The 22,077-nt window shown below is 62.8% G+C and carries 20 protein-coding genes, 1 tRNA gene, 1 other RNA gene and 1 pseudogene; 20 read left to right on the forward strand and 3 right to left on the reverse strand.

What is annotated here, in order from left to right:
* Positions 1 to 24 precede the first annotated feature (24 nt).
* From JM946_RS16630 to JM946_RS16690, 11 genes and pseudogenes are all read left to right on the forward strand, one after another.
* Complete coding sequence (locus JM946_RS16630; RefSeq protein WP_203168465.1) at positions 25 to 1,812, forward strand: DUF2341 domain-containing protein; 1,788 nt, start codon at positions 25 to 27, stop codon at positions 1,810 to 1,812.
* Between the two features lie 13 nt (positions 1,813 to 1,825).
* Entirely contained in the window at positions 1,826 to 2,236 is a 411-nt protein-coding gene (locus JM946_RS16635; protein WP_203168466.1) for an ExbD/TolR family protein, read from the forward strand.
* Positions 2,237 to 2,247: 11 nt separating this feature from the next.
* On the forward strand, positions 2,248 to 2,940 hold the full coding sequence (locus JM946_RS31305) for an energy transducer TonB family protein (RefSeq protein ID WP_203168467.1): 693 nt from the start codon (positions 2,248 to 2,250) through the stop codon (positions 2,938 to 2,940).
* Between the two features lie 51 nt (positions 2,941 to 2,991).
* The gene (locus tag JM946_RS16645) at positions 2,992 to 4,848 is read left to right on the forward strand and encodes a putative porin (protein ID WP_203168468.1); all 1,857 of its coding nucleotides are present in this window, start codon (positions 2,992 to 2,994) and stop codon (positions 4,846 to 4,848) included.
* Positions 4,849 to 4,858: 10 nt separating this feature from the next.
* The gene (locus tag JM946_RS16650; RefSeq protein ID WP_203168469.1) at positions 4,859 to 5,611 is read left to right on the forward strand and encodes a hypothetical protein; all 753 of its coding nucleotides are present in this window, start codon (positions 4,859 to 4,861) and stop codon (positions 5,609 to 5,611) included.
* Positions 5,612 to 5,656: 45 nt separating this feature from the next.
* The gene (locus JM946_RS16655) at positions 5,657 to 6,469 is read left to right on the forward strand and encodes a SapC family protein (protein ID WP_203168470.1); all 813 of its coding nucleotides are present in this window, start codon (positions 5,657 to 5,659) and stop codon (positions 6,467 to 6,469) included.
* 26 nt (positions 6,470 to 6,495) lie between these two features.
* A complete protein-coding gene (locus JM946_RS16660; protein WP_203168471.1) occupies positions 6,496 to 7,140 on the forward strand; it encodes an OmpH family outer membrane protein in 645 nt (214 codons plus the stop codon).
* Between the two features lie 56 nt (positions 7,141 to 7,196).
* Positions 7,197 to 7,589, forward strand: a pseudogene (locus JM946_RS31695) (amidohydrolase family protein); the annotation flags it as partial.
* A gap of 1,044 nt (positions 7,590 to 8,633) precedes the next feature.
* Positions 8,634 to 9,398: a glycosyltransferase family 9 protein gene (locus tag JM946_RS16675; RefSeq protein WP_203168474.1), complete on the forward strand. Its 765-nt coding sequence runs from the start codon at positions 8,634 to 8,636 to the stop codon at positions 9,396 to 9,398.
* A 672-nt stretch (positions 9,399 to 10,070) separates the two neighbouring features.
* Positions 10,071 to 10,559 carry an ester cyclase gene (locus JM946_RS16685; protein ID WP_203168476.1) on the forward strand — a complete coding sequence of 163 codons (489 nt, stop codon included), beginning with the start codon at positions 10,071 to 10,073 and terminating at the stop codon, positions 10,557 to 10,559.
* 106 nt (positions 10,560 to 10,665) lie between these two features.
* Complete coding sequence (locus JM946_RS16690) at positions 10,666 to 11,589, forward strand: alpha/beta hydrolase (RefSeq protein ID WP_203168477.1); 924 nt, start codon at positions 10,666 to 10,668, stop codon at positions 11,587 to 11,589.
* Between the two features lie 89 nt (positions 11,590 to 11,678).
* Here JM946_RS16690 and JM946_RS16695 read toward each other — a convergent pair.
* Positions 11,679 to 11,770: transfer RNA gene (locus JM946_RS16695), tRNA-Ser, on the reverse strand.
* A 66-nt stretch (positions 11,771 to 11,836) separates the two neighbouring features.
* Entirely contained in the window at positions 11,837 to 12,715 is an 879-nt protein-coding gene (dapA, locus tag JM946_RS16700; protein WP_203168478.1) for a 4-hydroxy-tetrahydrodipicolinate synthase, read from the reverse strand.
* Positions 12,716 to 12,877: 162 nt separating this feature from the next.
* Here dapA and JM946_RS16705 point away from each other — a divergent pair, with 162 nt between their 5' ends.
* The 8 genes from JM946_RS16705 to recR all read left to right on the forward strand — a co-directional run bounded on the left by JM946_RS16705 (position 12,878) and on the right by recR (position 19,070).
* Positions 12,878 to 13,405 carry a glycine cleavage system protein R gene (locus JM946_RS16705; RefSeq protein ID WP_203168479.1) on the forward strand — a complete coding sequence of 176 codons (528 nt, stop codon included), beginning with the start codon at positions 12,878 to 12,880 and terminating at the stop codon, positions 13,403 to 13,405.
* Positions 13,406 to 13,537: 132 nt separating this feature from the next.
* Positions 13,538 to 14,020, forward strand: a complete 483-nt coding sequence (locus tag JM946_RS16710; RefSeq protein WP_322110944.1) for a peroxiredoxin — start codon at positions 13,538 to 13,540, stop codon at positions 14,018 to 14,020.
* Between the two features lie 61 nt (positions 14,021 to 14,081).
* Positions 14,082 to 15,542, forward strand: a complete 1,461-nt coding sequence (locus JM946_RS16715; protein ID WP_203168481.1) for a PhoH family protein — start codon at positions 14,082 to 14,084, stop codon at positions 15,540 to 15,542.
* A gap of 173 nt (positions 15,543 to 15,715) precedes the next feature.
* Positions 15,716 to 16,168, forward strand: coding sequence for a preQ(1) synthase (queF, locus tag JM946_RS16720; protein ID WP_407700568.1), 453 nt, complete (start codon positions 15,716 to 15,718; stop codon positions 16,166 to 16,168).
* An 80-nt stretch (positions 16,169 to 16,248) separates the two neighbouring features.
* Positions 16,249 to 16,345, forward strand: an RNA gene (ffs, locus tag JM946_RS16725) — signal recognition particle sRNA small type.
* A 98-nt stretch (positions 16,346 to 16,443) separates the two neighbouring features.
* Positions 16,444 to 18,099 carry a DNA polymerase III subunit gamma/tau gene (dnaX, locus tag JM946_RS16730; protein WP_203168483.1) on the forward strand — a complete coding sequence of 552 codons (1,656 nt, stop codon included), beginning with the start codon at positions 16,444 to 16,446 and terminating at the stop codon, positions 18,097 to 18,099.
* 43 nt (positions 18,100 to 18,142) lie between these two features.
* On the forward strand, positions 18,143 to 18,469 hold the full coding sequence (locus JM946_RS16735; RefSeq protein ID WP_203168484.1) for a YbaB/EbfC family nucleoid-associated protein: 327 nt from the start codon (positions 18,143 to 18,145) through the stop codon (positions 18,467 to 18,469).
* Between the two features lies 1 nt (position 18,470).
* Positions 18,471 to 19,070 carry a recombination mediator RecR gene (gene recR, locus JM946_RS16740; RefSeq protein ID WP_203168485.1) on the forward strand — a complete coding sequence of 200 codons (600 nt, stop codon included), beginning with the start codon at positions 18,471 to 18,473 and terminating at the stop codon, positions 19,068 to 19,070.
* A gap of 82 nt (positions 19,071 to 19,152) precedes the next feature.
* Here the strand turns inward: recR and JM946_RS16745 are convergent, their stop codons facing one another.
* Positions 19,153 to 19,911 (reverse strand): helix-turn-helix domain-containing protein, encoded by a 759-nt coding sequence (locus JM946_RS16745; RefSeq protein WP_203168486.1) that lies wholly within the window; start codon positions 19,909 to 19,911, stop codon positions 19,153 to 19,155.
* A 148-nt stretch (positions 19,912 to 20,059) separates the two neighbouring features.
* Between JM946_RS16745 and JM946_RS16750 the strand changes: the two genes are divergently transcribed.
* Entirely contained in the window at positions 20,060 to 22,054 is a 1,995-nt protein-coding gene (locus JM946_RS16750; protein ID WP_203168487.1) for a serine hydrolase domain-containing protein, read from the forward strand.
* The last annotated feature ends 23 nt before the right edge of the window (positions 22,055 to 22,077 follow it).

Consider the following 22,077-nt stretch of genomic DNA (forward strand, 5'->3'; position numbering starts at 1 on the left):
CTGCTTTCCGGAGATCCTCCTGTCATGCGACGCATTCTCTCGTTGATCGCGCTCACTGTGCTGAGCGTTGCGCCAACCCTGGCACATGCCTGGTGGCAACCGGACTGGGCCTATCGCAAGCCCATCGTCGTCGACGCCGGACCGCAGGGCGCGGCGCTCGGCGCCGATGCCGGGCGCACACCGGTGCTCATCCGGCTGCATACCGGCAACTTCTCCTTCGAAGGCGTCAACGAGACCGGCTCCGACCTGCGTTTCATCGGCGGCGACGACAAGACCGTGCTGAATCATCAGATCGAGCAATTCGATCCGCTGCTCGGCCTCGCGCTCATCTGGGTGGATGTGCCGAACCTCACGGTGTCCGCGCCTCAACAGATCTGGATGTACTACGGCAACAAGGTCGCGCCGGCCTCCGGCAATGGCCAGCTGACGTTCGATCCTGATTACACGCTCGTCTATCACTTCGGCGAGACCGGCGCGCCGCGCGATACGACCGCTTACGGCAACCATGGTCAGTCACAGGTGGTGCCGGTGCAAGGCACGATCATCGGCACAGGGGCACAGCTCACTGGCACGCCGTTGATGCTGCCGGCTTCGCCCTCACTCGCGCTCGCCGCTGGCGCTCAAATGACTCTGTCGGCGTGGGTGCGCCCGGATGAGCTCGGCCCGCAGCAAGTCGTGTTCGCGCGTCGTGACGGCGCTGGCGAGCTCATCCTCGGCATTCATCGAGGCGTGCCGTTCGTGCAAGTCAACGGTCAGCGCACCGATCCCGGCCAGCCTGTGCAGGCCGGGCTGTGGTCGCATCTGGCGGTCAAGTCGGACGGCCAGAGCATCGCACTGTTCGTAAACGGTCGACCGACCGTGTCGCTGGCGGTGCAGCTGCCGGCGCTGAGTACGCCGGCTGCCATCGGCGGCGACGTGCCCGAAGGGGCGGCCGCAGCCAATGGTTTGCAGCCATTCACCGGCGCCATCGACGAAGTGCGGTTGTCGAAGGTCGCGCGGCCTGACGCGTTGATCCTCGCCGATGCGATTTCACAAGGCGCCGATTCGCGTCTGACTCAGTTCCAGCCGGACGAGCAGCAGGCGGGCAAGAGTCACTTCGGCTTCATCCTCGCCGCCATGCCGCTGGATGCATGGATCGTCGTGGCGGTGCTCGGGCTCATGATGATCGTGTCGTGGGCGATCATGATCGGCAAAAGTCGTAGCTTTGGAGCGATCTCCCGCGCGAACGCGACGTTCATGTCGTATTTTCGCGAGACGGCTGGCGCGCCGCTGGATCACCTCGCAAACAGCAACAAAGTGCCGGTGAGCGTGAAGTCCGATGCTTCGTTGTGGCGTCTGTATTCGGTGGCCGTCGAAGAAATGCGCCGTCGTCACGAGCGTGGCTACGACCTGAACGCGGTTTCCAATGCCACCATCAGCGCCATTCGCGCAGCCATGGACGGCGTGATGGTGCGCGAGAACGAACAGCTCTCCAAGCGCATGAACTGGCTGTCGACCACCATCGAGGGCGCGCCTTACGTCGGTCTGTTCGGCACCGTCATCGGCATCATGCTGGTGTTCGTGGTTGCCGCCATGGCCGGTGCCGTCGATATCAACTCGGTTGCGCCTGGCATGGCCGCGGCGCTGCTGTGTACGGCGGCGGGCCTTGGCGTCGCGATTCCCGCGCTGTTTGGTTACAACTGGCTGATCTCGCGCGCCGAAGCCATCGGCGCCGACATGACGGTGTTCGTCGACGAGTTCGCCACGCGTCTGGCCGAAGAGCAGGGCGAAGGCCGGCAGCTTCGTCCAGTGCCGCAGCAACAGCGCGCCTGAAAAGGAAACATCCATGGCAAGCGCAGCGAAAGGCACCATGAGCAAGCGTGGTGGCCGCATCAACATCACGCCGTTCGTCGACGTGCTGCTGGTGGTGCTGGTGATCTTCATTCTCACCAGCAACGCCAGCATCCCGGGCATCAAGGTGGATCTGCCCAAGGCCAGCTCGACCGTGGCGCTCGAGAAGCCGAAGACCAAGGCGATCACCATCGACAACACCGGCCAGGTGTTTCTCGATGCCTATCCGGTCACGCTGACCGAGCTGGAAGAGCGATTGCGCGCGGAAAAAGCGATCACGCCGGATTTCCCAGTGATCGTGCGCGGTGACGCCGCCGTCCAGTACGCCAAGGTCGTGTCCGTGCTCGATCTGCTGCGTCGGATCGAGCTGTTCCAGATCGGCCTTGTCACTGGCAAGCCGAGCTGAGGGCCTGGCGCGTGAAGTCCAGTTCGACTCCTCCATCGCAGCTCGCCGCGCCTGCATGGCGTCACTGGGGCGGTGTCGCCACAGGTGTCGCCCTGCTCGCAGCGGTGAGCGCCTTCATCTGGTATCTGCTTTCGGACACGGCCGCGACCAAACGTGAGGTAGCGGCGACTCCGATGTTGATGCTGCCGCCGCCTCCGCCGCCACCGCCGGAGCCGGAGAAACTGCCCGAGCCCGAACCGGAGATCGAGCCCGAAGTGGTCGAGCCCGAGCCGACGCCGCTCGATCAGCCGCTCGATGAAGCGCCACCGACGCCGGTGGAGAGTTTCAGCGATCCGGTCACCATCGCCGGCGAGGCGCAGGCGGGCACCGATGCCTTCGGAGTTCAGTCTGGCCGCGGCGGCGGAATGGCGGGCACCGGCGGGTTGGGCTCCGGCTCATATGCGCGTTATGTGTCGGCGATGCTACAGCAGGCACTGCTGCGCGATCCGCGCACACGCCATTTAGTGTTCAGCGAATTGCGCATCGATCTCTGGCTCGATGCCGACGGCAAGCCGGTGCGAGCCGAGCTGGTACGAAGCAGCGGCAACGAGAAGACCGACGCTGCCGTGCTGGAGCTGGTGCGCGAGCTCGAGAACATCGATGAACGGCCGCCAGCCTCGCTCTCTTTTCCGATGCGCGTGGCCATGCAGGGACGCCGTCCCTGACCGCATCCGTGACTTCGGTACCAATCAATTTCTCTTATCGTGAAGCGAACAATGAATCACTCCACTGATCCGCACGCCGCAAGCAGCGTGCACATTCAAGAGCGTCGAACCTTTGCGCCGCATGGACGGGCACGCCGCACGGTTGCGCTCGCCGTTGCCTCGGCGCTGGCGCTGACGAGCACCGTGGGCGTCGCACAGGAGCAAACAGAGACCCCGGCGCAAGCCACACCGCCAGCTGAAAGCGCGATGATCAGACTGATCCGCGGATTGATGGAGAGCGGCGCGCTCACCCGCGATGTCGGCGAAGCGCTGCTGGTTCAGGCGCAGACCGAAGCAATGGCGGCTCAGCGGACCCAGGATCAAGCGGCCACCGCCGCGGCTGCAGTAGCCGCGCCGTCCGGCGCCACCGCGCTACGTCCTGAGCCGGGCGATGTGCGTGTTCCTTATATTTCCGAGAGTGTGCGCGATGAGATCCGCGCCGATCTCAAGCAAGAGGTGCTGGCCCAGGCCAAGCAGGAGGGGTGGGCGGCGCCGAACGAGACGCCCGCATGGGCCAAGCGCATCCGCTTCGACAGCGATGTACGCGTGCGCAGCGAATCGCGACTGTTCTCCGAAAGCAACAGCAACATTGAAATCGACTGGCCGCAGCTGAACGTGGGCGACGGCTACGACACCAACCCGAATACCAACCTGGCGCTGCCGCCAGTCGCCAACACCCGTGAAGATCGCAAGAACCAATGGCGTGTTCGCGCGCGCGTGGGCCTGTTCGCCGATCTTTCCGAGCGCACGCAAGCCGCCGTGCGCATTGCCACTGGCGACGACAACAGCCCCGTGTCGACCAATGAAACAATGGGCGGCGGCCTCGACAAGGACGACATCTGGATCGACCAGGTCTGGTTGTCGCACAAGGTCACCGACTGGCTGAAGCTGACCGGTGGACGGTTCACGAATCCATTCGTGCCCTCGGACATGGCGTTCGATTCCACCGATCTGGTATTCGATGAAGATTTGAACTTCGACGGCGCGGTCATTCAGTTTGCGCAAGGCGTCGGTCCGGTCCGGCTGCTGAGCAACGCCGGCTATATCCCGCTCGAATATTCCTCGGACAGCTTCCCGCTTCGCAGTCAGGAGAAGATGGAAAGCGAGACCAAGTGGCTGCTGGCCGCGCAGCTGGGCGCGGATTGGGAGATCACTGACCGGCATCGCTTGCGCGGCACGGCGGCCTGGTACGACTTCAGAAACATCTCCGGCAAAGTCTCGGAGCCGTGCGCCTTGTACGCCGGCGAGCAGAGTTGCAGCACTGACTGGTCGCGCCCTGCTTTCATGCAGAAGGGCAACACTCTGATGGCCCTGCGGGACGTGGCGCTCGATCCGCTCGATCCGGCAGGCACTCCAACGCCGCAGTACGTGGGGCTCGCGGCTGAGTTCGAACTGCTCGATGTGAATCTCAACTGGCAGGCGCGGGTGGGCGAGCGGTTCTATCTGCGCGTCGAAGCCGATTATGTACAAAACCTCGCTTACGACGAAGATGAGATGTGGGAGCGTGCCGCCCCCGACCGCATCGTGAACAACTTCGACGGCTCGGGCGGCACGAACCGTGCGGCCTTCAAGAGCGGCGACAGCGCGTATCTGGTCAGGGCGACATTCGGCGCGCCCACGCTCGATGCTCCCGGCGACTGGAACATGCAGGTGGGATACAAGCGCATAGAGCCGGATGCCTTGCCGGACGCTTACAACGATTCCGATTTCCACCTGGGCGGAACCAACGCACGCGGCTACTTTGTTGGCGGCTCGTATGCATTCGACAAGCGTGCCTGGTTCACCGGGCGCTGGATTGCAACAAAGGAGCTGTATGGTGCGCCGTTGTCCATCGATACGCTGCAGCTCGATGTCAACGCGCGGTTCTGAGGAGGTTGCCGTGTCAAAAGCCATGTCATCTCTGAAGATTCCGACCTCGCCGGCGCATCGAACCGCTTCGCGTTGGCTGAGGACGATCGCAGCCACCGGCTTGCTGCTTGCCGCATCAGCCCACGCCCAGCAGGCGGATAGCATGGAAGACCGCCTGCGAGCTCAACTGCGGGTCACGACTGCTCAGTTGCAGGAGGTGCAAAACGAGCTAGCAAAGCTCAAGGCTGGCAAAAACAGCGGAGCTGCGCCCTCGGATGAGGTTGCGGCGCTGAAGGAGGAACTTGCGCAAAGCAAGGCTGAGCTCGAGAAGGAACGTCGAGCCCGCAGTCAGGCGGCCGCGGGCAATCAACAATTGCAGGAGCAGGCCAATACATTCGTCGAGAAAGCGAACGCGCAGATCGCTCAGTATCGAAGCGCCTACGAGAACTTGCTGAAGATGGCCCGTGCCTCGGAAGCCGAGCGGCAACGACTGGCCGGCGAAGCTGCCGGCCGAAGCGCGGCGATCCAACAGTGCGAAGCGAAGAACGGCGAGCTGTATGCACTGGGCAATGAAATCCTGCGTGCATATGAGACAGTCGGGTTCGGTGATGTGCTGTCCTCGCGCCAGCCGTTCGCAGCCAAGGCGCGCGCGAAGTATGAAGAGATCGCCCAGGAATACGGCGACAAGCTCTATCAAGGCCAGTTCGATGCGCGCGCTGTGGCGCCGCCGGTTGCAGCAGCCGCGCCCGCGGGTGCGGCTGCCGAAGCCGCGAGACCGCAATAAACGCACTATCCCGAACCGAAAAGTATCAGATCATAGGAAGCTAACGTGAAAGCCACCGACGCCGCCGCAGAGCAAACTTCACAGAACCCCTCGCTCCGAGGCGCGGCATCCGAACCCAGGTCCGCATCGAGTCCGCTGTTCTATCGACAGCCCGTGCCGCTTTCGTCCGTGACGCATGCGAGCTGGCGATTGAAAGGCGGCGATGTCGCGTATGCGTCCGATACCAATGCCCTGCCAGTGATGGTCGGCGAATTTGGGGCGGCCGCGCACTCCTATCCGCTGGTGTTCGCGGCAAAGGATGCCAGCCCCGTCGCCTTGGTGGGTCTGCAGCAGCTCAACGTTTTCGTGAGCGACGGTAAGTGGAGCGAGGGCCATTACATTCCGGCGTATGTGCGCCGCTATCCTTTCGTGTTCATTCACGTCGAGGATCAGGATCGCTTCGTGCTCGCGGTCGATGCTGGATCCGAGCGGATCGTGCGTCAAGGAGAGGAGGGCGTCCCGCTGTTCGATAACGGCGCTCCGACCGACGTGACCAAACAAGCGTTGGAGTTTTGCCGCGCGTTCACGGGCGAGCATCGTGCTACGAGCGCTTTCAGCGCAGCGCTGCGCGCGCAAGGCTTGCTGACTGCGCGACATGCGGATGTCGTAATGCCGAATGGCCGCAAGCTGTCGCTGAGCGGCTTCGAAGTCGTCGACGCAGAAAAGTTCGCCGCGCTGCCCGATGCTGTCGTAGTCGAGTGGCATCGCAAGGGCTGGTTGAGACTGGTGAACTTGCACCTCGCTTCGCTCGATCGATTCACTGATCTGCTGTCGCGCCAGAGCGCTCGCGATTCGAACGTCGGCGCGGTAGCGCATTGAAACAAGTCGTCAAGAGAGATCTAGCAATGAAACAGAACACGCATGTTCGCAAGGTGGTCGTCGCGCTGCTGCTTGCAGGCAGCCTGGCAGGTGGTCACGTGTCCGCGGCCGAGGGAGCTGGATCCGAAGAAGCGGGTCTGGGCGGACCGGCGATCCCGGGCGTGTGCCTGCTCAGCCGCCAGGCGGTGTTCGCGAACGCGGCGGTCGGCAAGGATGCATCCGCCCAGATCGCCAAACTGACCGCAGAAGCTCAGCAAGAGGTGCTCGCCGAGCGCAAGCCGCTGGAAGAAGAAGCGCGCAACCTCGAAAGCCAGCGCGCCAACCTGGCTCCGGAGAAGTACGCGGAACAGCAGCAGGCGCTGGCCCGTCGTTGGGCTGAGCTGCAAGGCAAGGCTGACCATCGCACTCGCGAGATCGAGGCCACTCGCCAGAAGGCGATCGAACGCATCTCGGCGGAAGCGCAGCCGGTGGTCGCGGCGGAATACAAGGAACGCAAATGCGGTCTGCTGTTCGATCGCGGTATTGCGCTCGGTGGCAATCTGAGCGGCGACCTGACGGCGGCGGTGGTGCAGAAGCTGGACAAGAAGATCACCACCCTCCCGATCCAGCGCGAAGTGCTGCCCATGACGCCGGTCGCAGCCAACGCGCCGGTGGCGAATCCAGCTAGATGAAACCGGTACGAATCGAAGGCCGCTCGACGAACTCGCCGGGTTGCACGACCAGGAAAGAGAAGATGCCGCTGGACGATCTGCGGTGGAGCCTCGAACACGCTGAGACCATGAGTCCCGCGAACATCGCCAGGGTGAAGGCGCTGGGCGGCGGCATCGCCCTGGACACCAAGATGGCGTTGCACGGGTGACGGATTCATCAAGACTTACGGTCGCGACAAGGCATTGCTGACTCCGCGGCTGCGCCAGCTCGTTGACACTGGAATCCCCCTGTCCATGACCATGCCGTGGAGGAGTCCCAAATCAAATCTATTACCTCGGTGTTGACCGTCATGGACGGCCGGGTGGTGTACGGCGCGCAGGACTATCACTCGCTTTCGCCGGCATTGCCCGAGATCCTGCCGACTTGGTCGCCCATCAAACACTACGGCGGCTATCACCAGACTCGGTAATGTGGCCGGCAGGCGGCGGTAACGCCGAGCCCGTGCGATCCACGCGTCGAATCGATTGCTTGAGCCACAATCAGCCATTGTTTCCACGAGCGGTCCTGGTACATACGGTCGATGACGATTGCGCGAGCGGGATCCAACTGAAAACCCCCGTGCCTATGGTTCGAGTCACCCCAGCATCGTCAAGCATCCACTTCGAGCCGTGAGCGTCATCCCGCTGCGTATTGAGTACGGCTACCGAGTCCATCCCGAGAAGCACAATCCAGCCTCAGCGCTGAAATGCTTTCGGTTGAGTGGGGCTGCCGGCGCGGCTGAGAAACAGCGGCCTGCGGTGATCCGAAACATCGAACCGTCATTGCGACTTGGTTCGAGCCAGCCCGTCCAATCGCTCGATGGATGCATCGTAGTACGTTGGTAGTTCATTCCTGTTATAGAAATGAAGCAATCGTATGCTAGCGTGGACGATTCGAGAGGAACTCGAAGCTGGGGCTGGGTGCGGCAAGTGAAAGTTCAGTTTGATGCTGCTGTTCTCGCGGCGCTCGCGTGTAGCACGGCGGTTGCTGATTGCCAAATCGCTCGCTCGGGCGATTTCTCGACGCGGCCACTACCCTGGTCGGTGCCGTAGTTCAGTTCCTGCACCGCCAAGCGGCATAGCGCACTGTGCAGGCCAGAATGTTCAAGGTTACTGCGCCAGATGGCGCTGCGTCGGCTGGTCCGTTGATAGTGCGCTTTGGCGCACTCGGCGACATGGTCATTTTGCTTTCGATGGTGCGAGCGCTGTACGAGCGATGGGGGCGGGCCGTCGATATCGTCTCGAGCGGCTCATGGAATCGATTCATCATACAGGGTCAGCCCGGCGTCGGTCGCGTATACCTGATCCGCTCGCGAGCCACGCCATATCTGTTGAGCCTCGATCAATGGCGCCTCTGCGCGGCACTGCGAGCGCGCGGAACCGGGCCTGTCTGGAACTGCGATGGCGACGCTAGAACGCGCGCACTACTGTCGCATGCCGATGTCCCGGCATCACACATCGTTGACGCCGGACGCGTGGGCAGGTTTGCCAATGAACATGAAGTCGATCGATGGCTGCGCTTAGCCGCCATGACGCCTGTGGCGTACGAAGGGCAGTTGCCTTCTGCGAGCGTGCCTTCACATCTGCGGGTGCCTCCACTGGAGATCAGTGAACAGTGGCGCCGCGATGCGGATGTGTGGCTGAAAGCGAGACGATTGAACGACAAGCCGATTGTGCTGATTCAGGCGGGCAACAAACGCACCACTAAGTGGTGGCGACCGAGGGATCGGTCCAGCAATTCCAAGTACTGGCCTGAAATCAAATGGGCTCAGGTGATCGACGCGCTCGCAGAGATCGAGCCGAACGCCGAATTCGTATTGTGTGGGGTTTCGAGCGAGCATGCGCTCAATCACGCGATTGCGAGAAGCGTACGTACCTCGAGATTGCACAATCTCACAGGGGATCTTCCGTTGCCGCGATTGCTTGCCATTCAGCAGCGCGCGCTCGGCATGATTTCCGTCGATACTGGTCCTGCACACTGCGCGGCCGCCGTGGATTGCCCATTGGTGGTGCTGTTCGGGGCCGCAAATCCAGCAATGTACCTGCCACGCAGCAGGTACAGCAGCGTCAAATGTGTGCGCGCGTTCGACGGAGCTGTCCCGTCGATGCGCGCGATAGCGGTCGAGGACGTGCTGAACGCTTGGGTCAGCTTGTCTCGAAACGAACGGCCGGAAGTTCCCAATCTGCATCAGCTGCAAATCCCGTCCGAAAAGATTGCCGCAGGCAGCGGCCTGCGCTAGCGGGCGCAGTCGATCGAGTGTGTGGATGTGACATCCGGCCTGGGGCGAGATAATGTGAAAGCAAATCAAGAAGCGGGTGGACACATCACGACATGGTCCGCTGCTGCGTGGGTCGCTTTTGGGGTTCTGGCTGTTCTCACTCGGCTCGCCTCTTGGGAGGCCGCGGCGATACTGACTGAGTTGAGAGATTTGCTGGGAGCTACGGGCATTGTGGTGTTTATCACCGCGGTGTGGTCCTCTCGCTGAGCTGCGGAGTCCCGCAGCGGTTCGAGGCCGACTGACGTTTGCTCAGGTGCCCAAGAAGTGGCTCGATAGCAAGGTACGACTGCGCGACTCGACGCGCTCTGACTACCAAACGATGCTCGGCTGCTATCTCCTGCCTTATTTCGGTCCTCGGAAGTAGGAGTCGGTCTCGCGCTTGGACGTCGAACAATTTCGCGCTGAGAAGACTTCGTTCATTGCTCTGGCGAACAGGCTCGAAGCGCTCGAAGCGCAGCGTGATGTGGCCTGCTCGGCAGATCGCGACGAGCGCTGAAACGCCCACTGCTGGCACACGTGATGTCATCAGCAATAGATCAAATGTTCTACCACGGAACGAATCACGCGCGTCGCTCGTTGCTCGGACCGGGAGCGGCGGTTGGGACATTCCTTTTATTTCGGAAGGCTGCAGCCATGCAGAATGAGAGTTCAGATAATTTCGCGCTCGGCCGCACCGACGAGAACAGCCTGAGCGCAGACGATCCCACTCTCCCTGCGCGAGTACGCGAGCTCATCCGCATAGGAAATGTCGGAATTGCAAAAGAGGACAACGCTGCGCTTGCGGCGTTCTTCCACCCGCAATTCCGGTTTCACGGACCCAACGGCGAGCTGAACCGCGAACAACTTTGGAATTATTTCGCGGCCTGCCGGGCGGCGTTCGACGATTTCACCGTGACGCGTCAGGCCGTGGTTTCCGATGGCGGCGATTACCTGGCGACTCGAACGCGCTTCGCGGGAGTCTTCGCCCGCCCATTCACGGGCCTGCCTGGAGGCGCGCTCCGGCCCAACGGCAAGCGGTTCGAATATCGAGTCATCAACATCTTCCGTTACGCGCCGAATGGCCAGCTTCTGGAGGAATGGGTGCAGTACGACACGGCGGCCTTCCTCGCCCAATTGCGATGAGTCGCACCGGCCGAAATCTACAGGATCGAGCAAGTCCGCAGTTGGATTGGGCAAATCGCACCCCGCGCCTGATGCGTTGCGCAGGGTGAGTCAGGAGGAGCGAGCGATGACCCCCACGCAGATCAACGATACGCTGCAAGCGATTGCCGATGGATTTCGGGTCTGGCCACGCGCGCCGATTATGCATCGGCCGGATGAGGAGGGGATGGAGTACGAGGATGTGACCTTCCCGTCACAGGACGGCGTACCGCTGGAGGGCTGGTTCATTCCGGCCCCGGGTTCGGAAAAGATCATCATCGCCAATCATCCGCGCTGGTTCAGCCGCTCCGGTCTGCCTTCGCATCTGGAGCCCTGGAAATCTTTCGCCGGAGCCACGGGCAATGACTTCGAAGTCAACTTCGTGCCCGACTACAAGATTCTGCACCAGGCAGGTTACAACGTCCTCGCGTACGATTTGCGCAACTTCGGCCAGAGCGGGGCCGCGAACGGCGGCATCTTCACTGTGGGCAGATTCGAATCGCGTGACGTGATCGGTTCGCTCAGCTATGTCCGCGCCCGGCCTGATACTCGCAACATGAGGATCGGCCTGTTCAGCCGCTGCGTCGGCTGTAACGCGACGATGTTCGCGATGGCTCGATGCCCCGAGGTGTTCGGAGATGTTCGATGCATGGTGTCTCCGCAGCCACTATCGAGTCGCGTGGCGCTCGAGCGTGCACTGGAGCGCTTGAACATTCCGGCGCACCACATTGCCGATCTCGAGCAACGTATCCGGCTTCACACCAGCTTCCGGCTGGACGATTTCTCACCCATCCCTTGGGCCAGGAGCGTCCGCATCCCGACTCTTCTCTATCAGGTGAGGGACGACGTCTATACCCGTCCCGAGGATATACAGGCCATGTTCGACAACATTCCGATCGCAGAGAAGGAGTTGTTGTGGATCGAGGGGACCACGCGGCGCTGGGACGGATACACCTACTTCCAAAGAAACCCTGGCCCCATGCTCGATTGGTTCCGCTCGTACATGAGCTAGCGCGCACGTGCACCGATGAATGGGATATCCCGCTGTCCCTGCCGAGCCGGCAGAAACAGAAAAGCCCCCGCAAGGGGGGCTTTGTGTTCTGGCGGAGAGACAGGGATTCGAACCCTGGAACACCTGTGAGGATGTTACTGGAATTCCAGTCCAGCGCCTTCGACCACTCGGCCATCTCTCCGTAAGGCGCGAAGGTTACACGTCGATGCCGATCTCTGGCAAACGACGCAGCACCCAAAACCAGAAATCAGGCGAACGCGATCCCCGCCGACTGCATGGCTTCCAGGATCGGGCCCTGGTGCTGATGGGACAGCGGCACCAGCGGCAGGCGGACGGCGTCGGCGATCAGGCCGAGGCGGGCGGCGGCCCACTTGACGGGGATGGGGTTGCTCTCCAGGAACATGGCCTTGTGCAAGGGTTGCAGCTTCATGTCCAGTTTCCGGGCTTCCTCGCGCTTGCCGGCGAGGGCGGCGTCCATCACGGCGCGGACCTGGCGCGGCGCGATGTTGGCGGTCACCGAGACCACGCCCTGGAAGCCGGCGAGCACCGCCTCGCAGGCCAGGTCGTCGTCGCCCGAGAACAGCGCCAGCCGACCGCCGACACGATTGAGCAGCTCGCGGTTGCGCTCCAGCGAGCACGCTTCCTTGAGGCCGACGATGTTCGGGAATTCGGTCAGTCGCTGCACCGTTTCCGGCTTCATGTCGACCACGGTGCGGCCGGGCACGTTGTACAGGAAGATGGGCACGTCCACTGCCTGAGCGATGGCCCTGAAATGCTGATACAAGCCTTCCTGGGTGGGCTTGTTGTAGTAGGGCACGACCGAGAGGCAGGCATCCACGCCCACCTCCTTCGCCAGCCGGGTGAGCTCGATGGCCTCGCGGGTGGAGTTGGCGCCGGTGCCGGCGATCACGGGGATGCGGCGGGCGGAGCGCTCGACGACGCGTTTCACCACGCCGATGTGCTCTTCCACGCTCAGCGTCGGCGATTCGCCGGTGGTGCCGACGGCGACGATGGCGTTGGTGCCGTTCGACACATGGAAGTCGACCAGACGGTCCAGGGCGCTGTGATCCACAGTGCCATCCGCCTGCATCGGCGTAACGAGCGCCACGATGCTGCCGCTAAACATGGTCATCCTCGAAGGGGAAGGCCCGGGATCCTATCAAAGTTAACGGCATTTACGCACGTAATGCGCCGACCCTGGGGCGAGCGGCCCGGGTTGGAATTCGCGTTCCGACAGCCGCGCCCCTGCGTGTAAACTGTCGGCCCGTCAGCAGTCATCAAGGCAGCGATGCAGTTCATCGTCATCTCCGCGCTCGGCAGCGACCGCACCGGTCTGGTCTACGACCTGACCCGCGTGGTGCTCGACTGCTCGGGCAACATCATCGACAGCCGCATGAGCTCCTTCGGCAGCGAGTTCGCCATGCTGTTGCTGGTTTCGGGCAACTGGCACACGCTCGCCAAGCTCGAAACCGAGCTGAAAAAGCTCAGCGACTCCTCCGGCGTCACCATCGGTCTGCGGCGCACCGACCAGCGCCCGCCCCGCAAGGATGTCGTGACCTATTCGGTCGATGTGGTCTGTCTGGATCAGCCCGGCATCGTGCACAACCTGGCCGGATTTTTCAGCGCGCGCGGCATCGATATCGCCGAGCTGAACACCCGCAGCTATGCCGCCGCGCATACCGGCGCGCCAATGTTTTCCGTACAGATGGTGGTGCACATCCCTGGCAAGATTCACATCGCAGCGCTGCGCGAGGAGTTCATGGATCTGTGCGATCAGCTGAACCTCGACGCCATTCTCGAACCCGTGAAGTCCTGAAGAATGCCCGGATCAAAAGCGTCCGCCGCCGCGAGAAAGACGGTCACCAAAGCGCCCTCGAAGAAGGCTGCCGCGAGCAAGGCCCGCGCGAGTACGGCCCCTTCGAGTACGGCAAAGAACGCGAAGGCGCCGGTGAGCAAACCAAGCGGCGGCAAAGTCGCCGTGGGCAAGAAAGTACCGGCGTTCTCCAGCCTGATCACCGGCGGCGGCTCGTGGAAGGCGAGCGAGGCGGCCGGCAAGAACGTCGTTCTCTATTTCTACCCTCGGGACAACACCCCGGGTTGCACGACCGAGGGCGAGGCGTTTCGCGATCTCGCTGCGCAATTCAACAAGGCGAACACGATGATCCTCGGCGTGTCCACCGACAGCATCGCCTCGCACGAGAAGTTCAAGGCCAAGTATCGATTTCCCTTCGAGCTGCTCTCCGATGAAGAGCAGGCGCTGTGCCAGCTGTTCGACGTCATCAAGGAAAAGAGTTTGTACGGCCGCAAGTTCATGGGCGTGGAGCGCAGCACGTTTCTGATCGATGCGAGCGGCGTGCTGCGCCAGGAATGGCGCAAGGTGAAAGTGCCTGGCCACGCCGAGGCCGTGCTCGCTGCGGCTCGCGCGCTGTGATTCGCCTGTAACAGGCTTCCCGCAATCTGCCTCGACTCCCACAGGAGTGTCGACACCTCTCATGACCAGAGCCGAATCGAGCGAATCCAAAGCCGGCGACAAGCGTACTCGCGCTGGCAAGCGCGGGCCGCATCGCATCTTCGTGCTGGACACCAACGTCCTGATGCACGATCCCACCGCGATCTTCCGCTTCGACGAGCACGACGTGTACATCCCGATGATCGTGCTCGAAGAGCTCGATGCGGGCAAGAAAGGTCTGTCGGAAGCGGCGCGCAACGTGCGCCAGGTGAGCCGCTTTCTCGATGAGTTGATGGCGGGCGCCGGCAAGGCGAGCATCGACTCGGGGCTCGAGCTGCCCTCCGGCAAGTACATCAACGGCCAGAAGAAGCAGGTCGCCGGTCGCCTGTTCTTTCAGACCAAGGTGCTGAGCAGCGGCCTGCCGGACACGCTGCCTGGCCATGGCGCGGACAACGCCATTCTCGGCCAGGCGCTGGCCCTGCAGAAGGAACATTCCGACTCGCGCGTGACGTTGGTGTCCAAAGACATCAACCTGCGCATCAAGGCGTCCATCATCGGCGTCCACGCCGAGGATTACTACAACGACAAGACCATCGAAGACGCCGACCTGCTGTACACCGGGCTGCAGGAGCTGCCGCCCAACTTCTGGGAGAAGCATGGCAAGAACATGCATTCCTGGCAGGAACAGGCGCGCACGTTCTATCGCGTGCACGGCCCGATGGTGCGCGACTGGCACGTCAACCAGTTCCTGTATCAGCAGGACGCGAACGGGCTCGAAGCGCTGGTCCGCAAGATCGATGGCAACGAGGCGACGCTCGAGCTGGTGCGCGACTATCGTCACGAGCGGCACAGCATCTGGGGCATCAACGCGCGCAATCGCGAGCAGAACTTTGCGTTGAACCTGCTGCTCGATCCGGAGATCGATTTCGTCACCATCCTTGGCCCAGCCGGTACGGGCAAGACTTTGCTCACGCTGGCGGCGGGCCTGGCGCAGACGCTCGAGAGCAATCGTTACAGCGAGATCATCATGACGCGCGTGACGATCCCGCTCGGTGAGGACATTGGCTTTCTGCCCGGCACCGAAGAAGAGAAGATGGAGCCGTGGATGGGCGCGCTCATGGACAACCTCGAGGTGCTCACGCAAAGTCAGGAGGGCGGTAACTGGGGCAGGGCGGCGACCAACGATCTGCTGCGCAATCGGATCAAGATCCGCTCGCTGAATTTCATGCGCGGGCGCACGTTCCTGAATCGATTCCTGATCCTGGACGAGGCGCAGAACCTCACCGCCAAACAGATGAAGGCGCTGGTGACGCGGTCCGGTCCGGGCACCAAAGTGGTCTGCCTCGGCAACATCGCGCAGATCGATACGCCGTACTTGACCGAGACCACGTCCGGCCTGACCTACGTCGTCAATCGTTTCCGCGATTGGCCGCATGCCGGTCACATCACGCTGATGCGCGGCGAGCGCTCGCGCCTGGCCGATTACGCGTCCGAGATTTTGTAACCCTCGCGCCGGCCTCCAGCCCGGCGATGAGCGCTGATTGGAACTGGAATGTCGCGCCGGCCCGCAGGGCCGGCATCATTTTTTACTACTTCTCCAGGCCGGCCCGCAGGGCCCCGCCTGGAAGCTCAGAGGTGGCGTTGGCGAAAGTCTCAAAAAAGACGCAGGTCGCGAATGTGGCTCAGCATGTGAGTCAGCTCGGCTCGAACGTGGTGTGGCCGTCGTCGCCGGACGAGGCGCAGCTCGAACGCGTGCCCAATCCGCATCCGGACAAGATGTACCTGGCGCGCTTCACCGCGCCGGAGTTCACCTCGCTGTGCCCGGTCACCGGGCAGCCGGACTTCGCGCATCTGGTCATCGACTATGTGCCCAAGCAATGGCTGGTAGAGAGCAAGTCGCTCAAGTTGTACCTGGGCTCGTTCCGCAACCACGGCGCCTTCCATGAGGACTGCACTGTCGCCATCGGCGCACGCCTGGTGGATTTCCTCAAGCCGCGCTGGCTGCGCATCGGTGGGTACTGGTATCCGCGCGGCGGCATCCCCATAGATGTGTTCTGGCAGACGGGCAAGCCCCCCGAGGGGCTCTGGCTGCCGGACCAGGGCGTGCCCGGTTACCGGGGCAGAGGCTGAGTGCACCGAAGGCCGTCAGCTCTGGTATATTCCGCCGCCGCATTCGACCGCCGATTTTCGTGGGCTTCTATGGCGGCTCGCGTCGGTTTCTCCGCGACGATCAGCCGCGAACCCCGCCAGGCCCGGAAGGGAGCAACGGTAACGGTGATATCGGGCGCCGGAGAAGCGCCGGCGCGGGCCGTCTCCACGGCAGCGGTTGGCGGCGTTTGGGGTTGGCGGAGACAGGGCCGCTGGCCGTACTTCATTCCACCGCCAATCGCGAACAGCTAACTGCTATGTCTTATCTAGCACTTGCCCGCAAATGGCGGCCGCGCAGTTTCACCGAGCTGGCTGGCCAGGATCACGTCATGCGCGCGCTGGTTAACGCGCTGCAGACCGGGCGGGTCCATCATGCATTTCTGTTCACCGGCACGCGAGGCGTAGGCAAAACCACCATCGCGCGCATTCTCGCCAAGTCGCTGAATTGCGAAACCGGCATGACGCCAACGCCGTGTGGCGTCTGCAGCGCCTGCCGCGAGATCGACGAAGGTCGTTTCGTCGACCTGATCGAAGTGGACGCCGCCTCGCGCACCAAGGTCGATGACACGCGCGAGCTACTCGATAACGTGCAGTACGCGCCGGCGCGCGGCCGCTACAAGGTCTACCTCATCGACGAAGTGCACATGCTCTCGACGCACTCGTTCAATGCGTTGTTGAAGACGCTCGAAGAGCCGCCGCCGCACGTCAAATTTCTGCTCGCCACCACCGATCCGCAGAAGCTGCCGGTGACGGTGCTGTCGCGCTGTCTGCAATTCAACCTGAAGCGTTTCCCACCCGCGATGATTCTCAAGCGGCTGCAGTTCATCTGCGAGCAGGAGAACATCGAGTTCGAGCCCGAGGCGCTGCGCCTGGTCGCGCGCGCCGCTGAGGGCAGCATGCGCGATGCCTTGAGTCTGCTCGATCAAGTCATCGCATTCGGCGGCGGCAAGCTGACGGGCGACGACACCCGCACCATGCTGGGCACGCTGGATCGTGCGCAGGTGTTCGGCATCGTCGAAGCGTTGATCGCGCGCGATGCTCGCAAGGTGCTCGAGCATGTGAATGAGCTGGACGAGCATGCGCCCGACTATCGCGAAGTGCTCGCCGAGCTCGCCGCGCTCATGCAGAAGCTCGCGCTGCTGCAGGCAGTGCCGGACTTGCAGATCGATGAGTCCGAAGACGTCGAGGCTTACAAGAAGCTTGCGGCCGCGATTACGCCGGAAGATGCGCAGCTGTTCTATCAGATCGCCATCGTCGGTCGTCGGGATCTGGAGTTGGCGCCGGAGGCGCGCGGCGGCTTCGAGATGGTGCTGTTGAGGATGTTGGCGTTCAGCGTGCAGGAAGTGTCCGCCGCCTCCGCGGGTGGCAGTGCGCCGGCGCCAGCGCGTGCATCAGCTGCCTCTGTCGGCGGCGGTGTGCCAGCCTCGGTGCGGGCTGCTGCGGCGGCGCCTGTCGCGAACAACAGCGTGCCTGCTGCGAACGTCGCAGCCCCTGCGCCAAAGGCGGCGCCCGCGGCCGGAAGCAATGGCGATGCCGATTGGGCGACGATGGTTCAACAGATGAATCTGGGCGGCATCACGCGCCAGCTCGCCGTGCATTGCATGTTCCTCGGCCGGCAAGGAAACAAAGTTCGTCTGTCGCTCGATCCGGAAGGGGCGCACTTTCGCACCAACCTGATGGAAGACAAGCTCAAGCAGGCGCTGAGCACGTATTACGGCGAGGCCGTGGTGCTGGAGTTCGTCGAAGGCGCGAACGAGGCGCTGAATACGCCGGCGCGTCAGCTCAAAGCCGCGGCCGACGATCGCCTGCAGAACGCGCGCGCCGCCATCGAGAGCGATCCCAACGTTCGCGCCATGAAAGAAATCTTCGGCGCGACGGTCACGCCCGAGTCGATCCGGCCGACCGATCATTGAGGTTTCAATTTCTGGGAGCCAGTTTTTTTGGCGGAGTTGAGTTATGAAAGGCAACATCGGCAACATGATGAAACAGGCGCAGCAGCTGCAAGCCAACATGCAGCGCGCGCAGGCCGAGATCGCCCAGCTCGAAGTCACGGGCGAGGCGGGCGGCGGCATGGCGAAGGTGGTCATGACCGGCAAGCATGAAGTGCGCCGGGTGACGCTCGATGCTTCCATCGTGAGCAGCGACGATAAGGACATGCTGGAAGACCTGATCGCCGCGGCCATCAACGACGCCGTGCAGAAGGTCGACCGCACGACGCAGGAGAGAATGGCGAGCTTGATGGGTGGGCTGAATCTGCCGCCCGGGTTCAAGATGCCGTTTTGACGTGATCTATCCGCCGTCTCTGATTCGCTTGATCGAAGCGTTGCGCTGTCTGCCTGGGGTCGGGCCGAAGTCGGCGCAGCGCATGGCGTTTCATTTGCTGGAGAAGGACCGCAACGCTGCGGGTCTGCTCGCGGACGCCTTGCAGAAGGCGGTGACGGGCGTGGGGCGATGTCAGCGCTGCCGTATGTTCGCCGATGCCGAGCTGTGTCCGATCTGCGCATCGACCTCGCGCGATCGGGCGACCTTGTGCGTGGTCGAGTCGCCGGCGGACGTCGCCGCGATCGAGCAGTCCGGCAGCTACCGTGGAACGTATTTCGTTTTGATGGGCCATCTGTCGCCGCTCGATGGCATCGGGCCGGATGAGCTGGGCTTTGCGCAATTGGAAACATTGCTCAAAGCAGGCGAGGTGAGCGAAGCCATTCTCGCCACCAGCACGACCGTGGAAGGCGACGCCACCGCGCATGTGATCGCCGAGATCGCTGCTCGTCACCATGTGAAATCCAGCCGCATCGCCCATGGCGTGCCGATCGGCGGCGAGCTGGAGTACGTCGATGGCGGCACGCTGGCGCACGCGCTCGCCGGACGGCGCACGCTGACCTGACGCGTTCTGTCGCGGGCCCCGAACGAGCAGGCGCTCGCTCGTACGCCCATGTGCGGCCGGCGTCGGCTGATGGCGAGTTCGCCTACGCAGCCGTCTTTTTCGCGCGAGGTTTCGCTTTGGTCTGCTGAGGCGCGCTCTTCGGCTCGGGAGGCGTCAGGCGCACCTGATCCTCACCGTGCAGGCCCATCAGCGACTCCATCAGATCTTCCTCATCCGCGCTCGAGCACACGCCCAGCACCGTCGCCTCATCGCAGCCTTCGGCCGCGACGTACGCATGTCCCATGTTCGAATCGATATAAATCGACTCGCCGGCCTCGAGCACGATGGGATCGTAGAACTCGGTGTGCACTTCGATCTGTCCTTCGATCACGAAGATATATTCCTCGCCCGAGTGATGCACCAGTTCGCCGAACTCCTCGACGCTCTTGGCGCGGATGCGCGTCAGGATGGGGATCATCCGCTTGCGCCGCAACTCGGCGCATAAATAGTAGTAATCGTAGTTCCTGGTGTTGACGCGGATCGCCTGATCGATGCGCCCGATGCTGCGTCGGGCGGTGACCGCCTGCGAGGCCTGCTCGGTCGGCTCGGCGAACAGATCCGACATGCGAATCTTCAACCGCTCGCTCAATTGCAACAGTTTGTCGTAGGTGAGGGTCAGCCGGTCGTGCTCCACCTTGGCGAGCGTGGAGAGCGGAATGCCGGTGCGATCGCTCATCTCCTTGAGCGTCCAGTCATTGCGCGTCCGTAACGCGCGAATCACGCGGCCCAGGGTGGGCTTGTCGGCGGACTTCTCGGTGCGCTGGTTGGCGACGCGCTTGTCGGCGAGCTTGGCTGTTTTCATCGGGGTTCATTCTACCGGATGACCGTTCCGTCTTACCTCGATGGTGTTTTGCACGATCAGGTTGACGATTCTCCAATCAGGACTATTATTCCCAATAAGAGAAAATACCGCCGCCCCAAGAAGCGGCCCTGACGCAGGCGAGGATGCAATGCGCGTACGCATGGCGACGACGTTGATGGCGGCCCTGTATTTCCTGACGGGCGCGGCATGGGCCCAGGAAGGCGCGCAGCTGCCGCCGCCCGGGCCTGCGACTGAAGCCTCCATTCCCCAGGCCGAGGCGCCGCCGGGCGCGGCGCCGCTGACGCGGGCCGATCTCGAAGCCTGGCTGGATGGCTACCTGCCTTATGCAATGCAGGTGGGCGGCATCGCCGGCGCCGTCGTCGTGGTGGTGAAAGACGGCGAGGTCCTGCTCAAGAAAGGTTACGGCTACTCGGATGTGGCCGCGCGCAAGCCGGTGGATCCCGATCTCACTTTGTTTCGGCCGGGCTCGATCTCCAAGCTGTTCACCTGGACGGCGGTCATGCAACAGGTGGAGCAGGGCAAGCTCGATCTGGATGCCGACGTGAACCAGTATCTCGATTTCGAGATTCCGCCGCGCGACGGACAGCCGGTGACCCTGCGTCACATCATGACGCACACCGCGGGCTTCGAAGAGCAACTGAAGGGTCTGATGGGCGAGGTGGGCCAGCCCGTCGCAGGTTTCGAAGAACGCCTGAAAGATTGGGTGCCCACGCGCATCTTCGCGCCGGGCACGACGCCCGCGTATTCGAACTATGCGACCGCGCTCGCCGGTTACATCGTCCAGCGCGTGTCCGGCGTGCCGTTCGACGATTACATCGAACAACACATCTTCCAGCCGCTCGGCATGCAGCACTCGAGTTTTCGCCAACCGTTGCCCGAGTCGCTCGAGCCGCTCATGTCCAAGGGCTACGAAGTCGCCTGGGGCGAGCCGAAACCTTTCGAGATCGTGGGCGTGTCGCCGGCGGGCAGCTTGTCCGCGTCCGGCGCGGACATGGCGAAGTTCATGATCGCTCATCTGCAAAAAGGCGCTTACGGCTCGGCGCGCATCCTGCAGGAGAGCACCGCCGAGCAGATGCACACTACCGCGCTCACTATTCTGCCGCACGTGCATCGGATGCTGCTCGGCTTTTACGAGCAGAACCAGAACGGCCATCGCGCCCTCGGCCATGGCGGCGACACCAACTGGTTCCACAGCGACCTGCATCTGTTCGTCGACGATGGCGTCGGCATGTATCTCTCGTTGAACAGCGGCGGCGTCGGCCCGGCCAGTCACAGCATTCGCAGCGCCTTGTTCGAGCAGTTCGCCAATCGTTATCTGCCGGGGCCGACGCTCGACGGCAAGGTCGAAGAAACAACCGCCGCGGAGCACGCTCGCATGATTGCCGGCGTCTACGACAACTCCCGGCGGGTCGAGTCGAGCTTTTTCAGCCTGCTGGGCCTGATGGGTCCGATCAAGGTCTACGTCAACCCGGACCACACCATCGGTGTGTCGCTCGCCGACAGCTTAGGCGGCGGCCCGGTGAAGTGGCGAGAAGTCGAGCCGTTCGTGTGGCGTGATGTGAATGGCACGACGTTGCTATCCGCGCAGGTCGCGAACGGCGAGGTGGTTCGCTTCAGCTTCGATGGTCTGTCGCCGTTCATGATGTTCGATCGCACGCCGGCGTCGCGATCGCCGACCTGGCTGGTGCCAGCGCTGGTGCTCGCCTTGATCTCTCTGTTGCTGACCAGCCTCGCGTGGCCGGTGTCCGCGCTCGCTCGCAAGCACTATGGCGTGCCGTATGACTTGAGCGGCGAAGACGCAAAGGCGCATCGCTGGATCCGAATCGCCGCGACGGCCTCGGTCGCTGTATGCATCGCGTGGGCCGCCACCATCAGCCTGATGATGAGCGACTTGAGCATGCTCTCGGAGAGCTCCGATCCGTGGGTGTGGCTGATGCAACTGCTCTCGCTGGTGGTGTTCATCGGTGGCGCGGTGCTCGGCGTATGGAATGCGTGGACGGTCGTGCGCAGCGCGCGCAAGTGGTACGCCAAGCTCTGGGCGGTGGTGCTGGCCGTGTCGCTGCTGGTGCTGCTCTGGGTGGCGCTTGCGTTCCACCTGATTGCCTTCGATGTGAACTATTGAGATGGCGCGTGAGACCGCATGCG

The sequence above is a fragment of the Steroidobacter gossypii genome (assembly GCF_016801985.1).
Classification (GTDB): Bacteria; Pseudomonadota; Gammaproteobacteria; order Steroidobacterales; family Steroidobacteraceae; genus Steroidobacter; species Steroidobacter gossypii.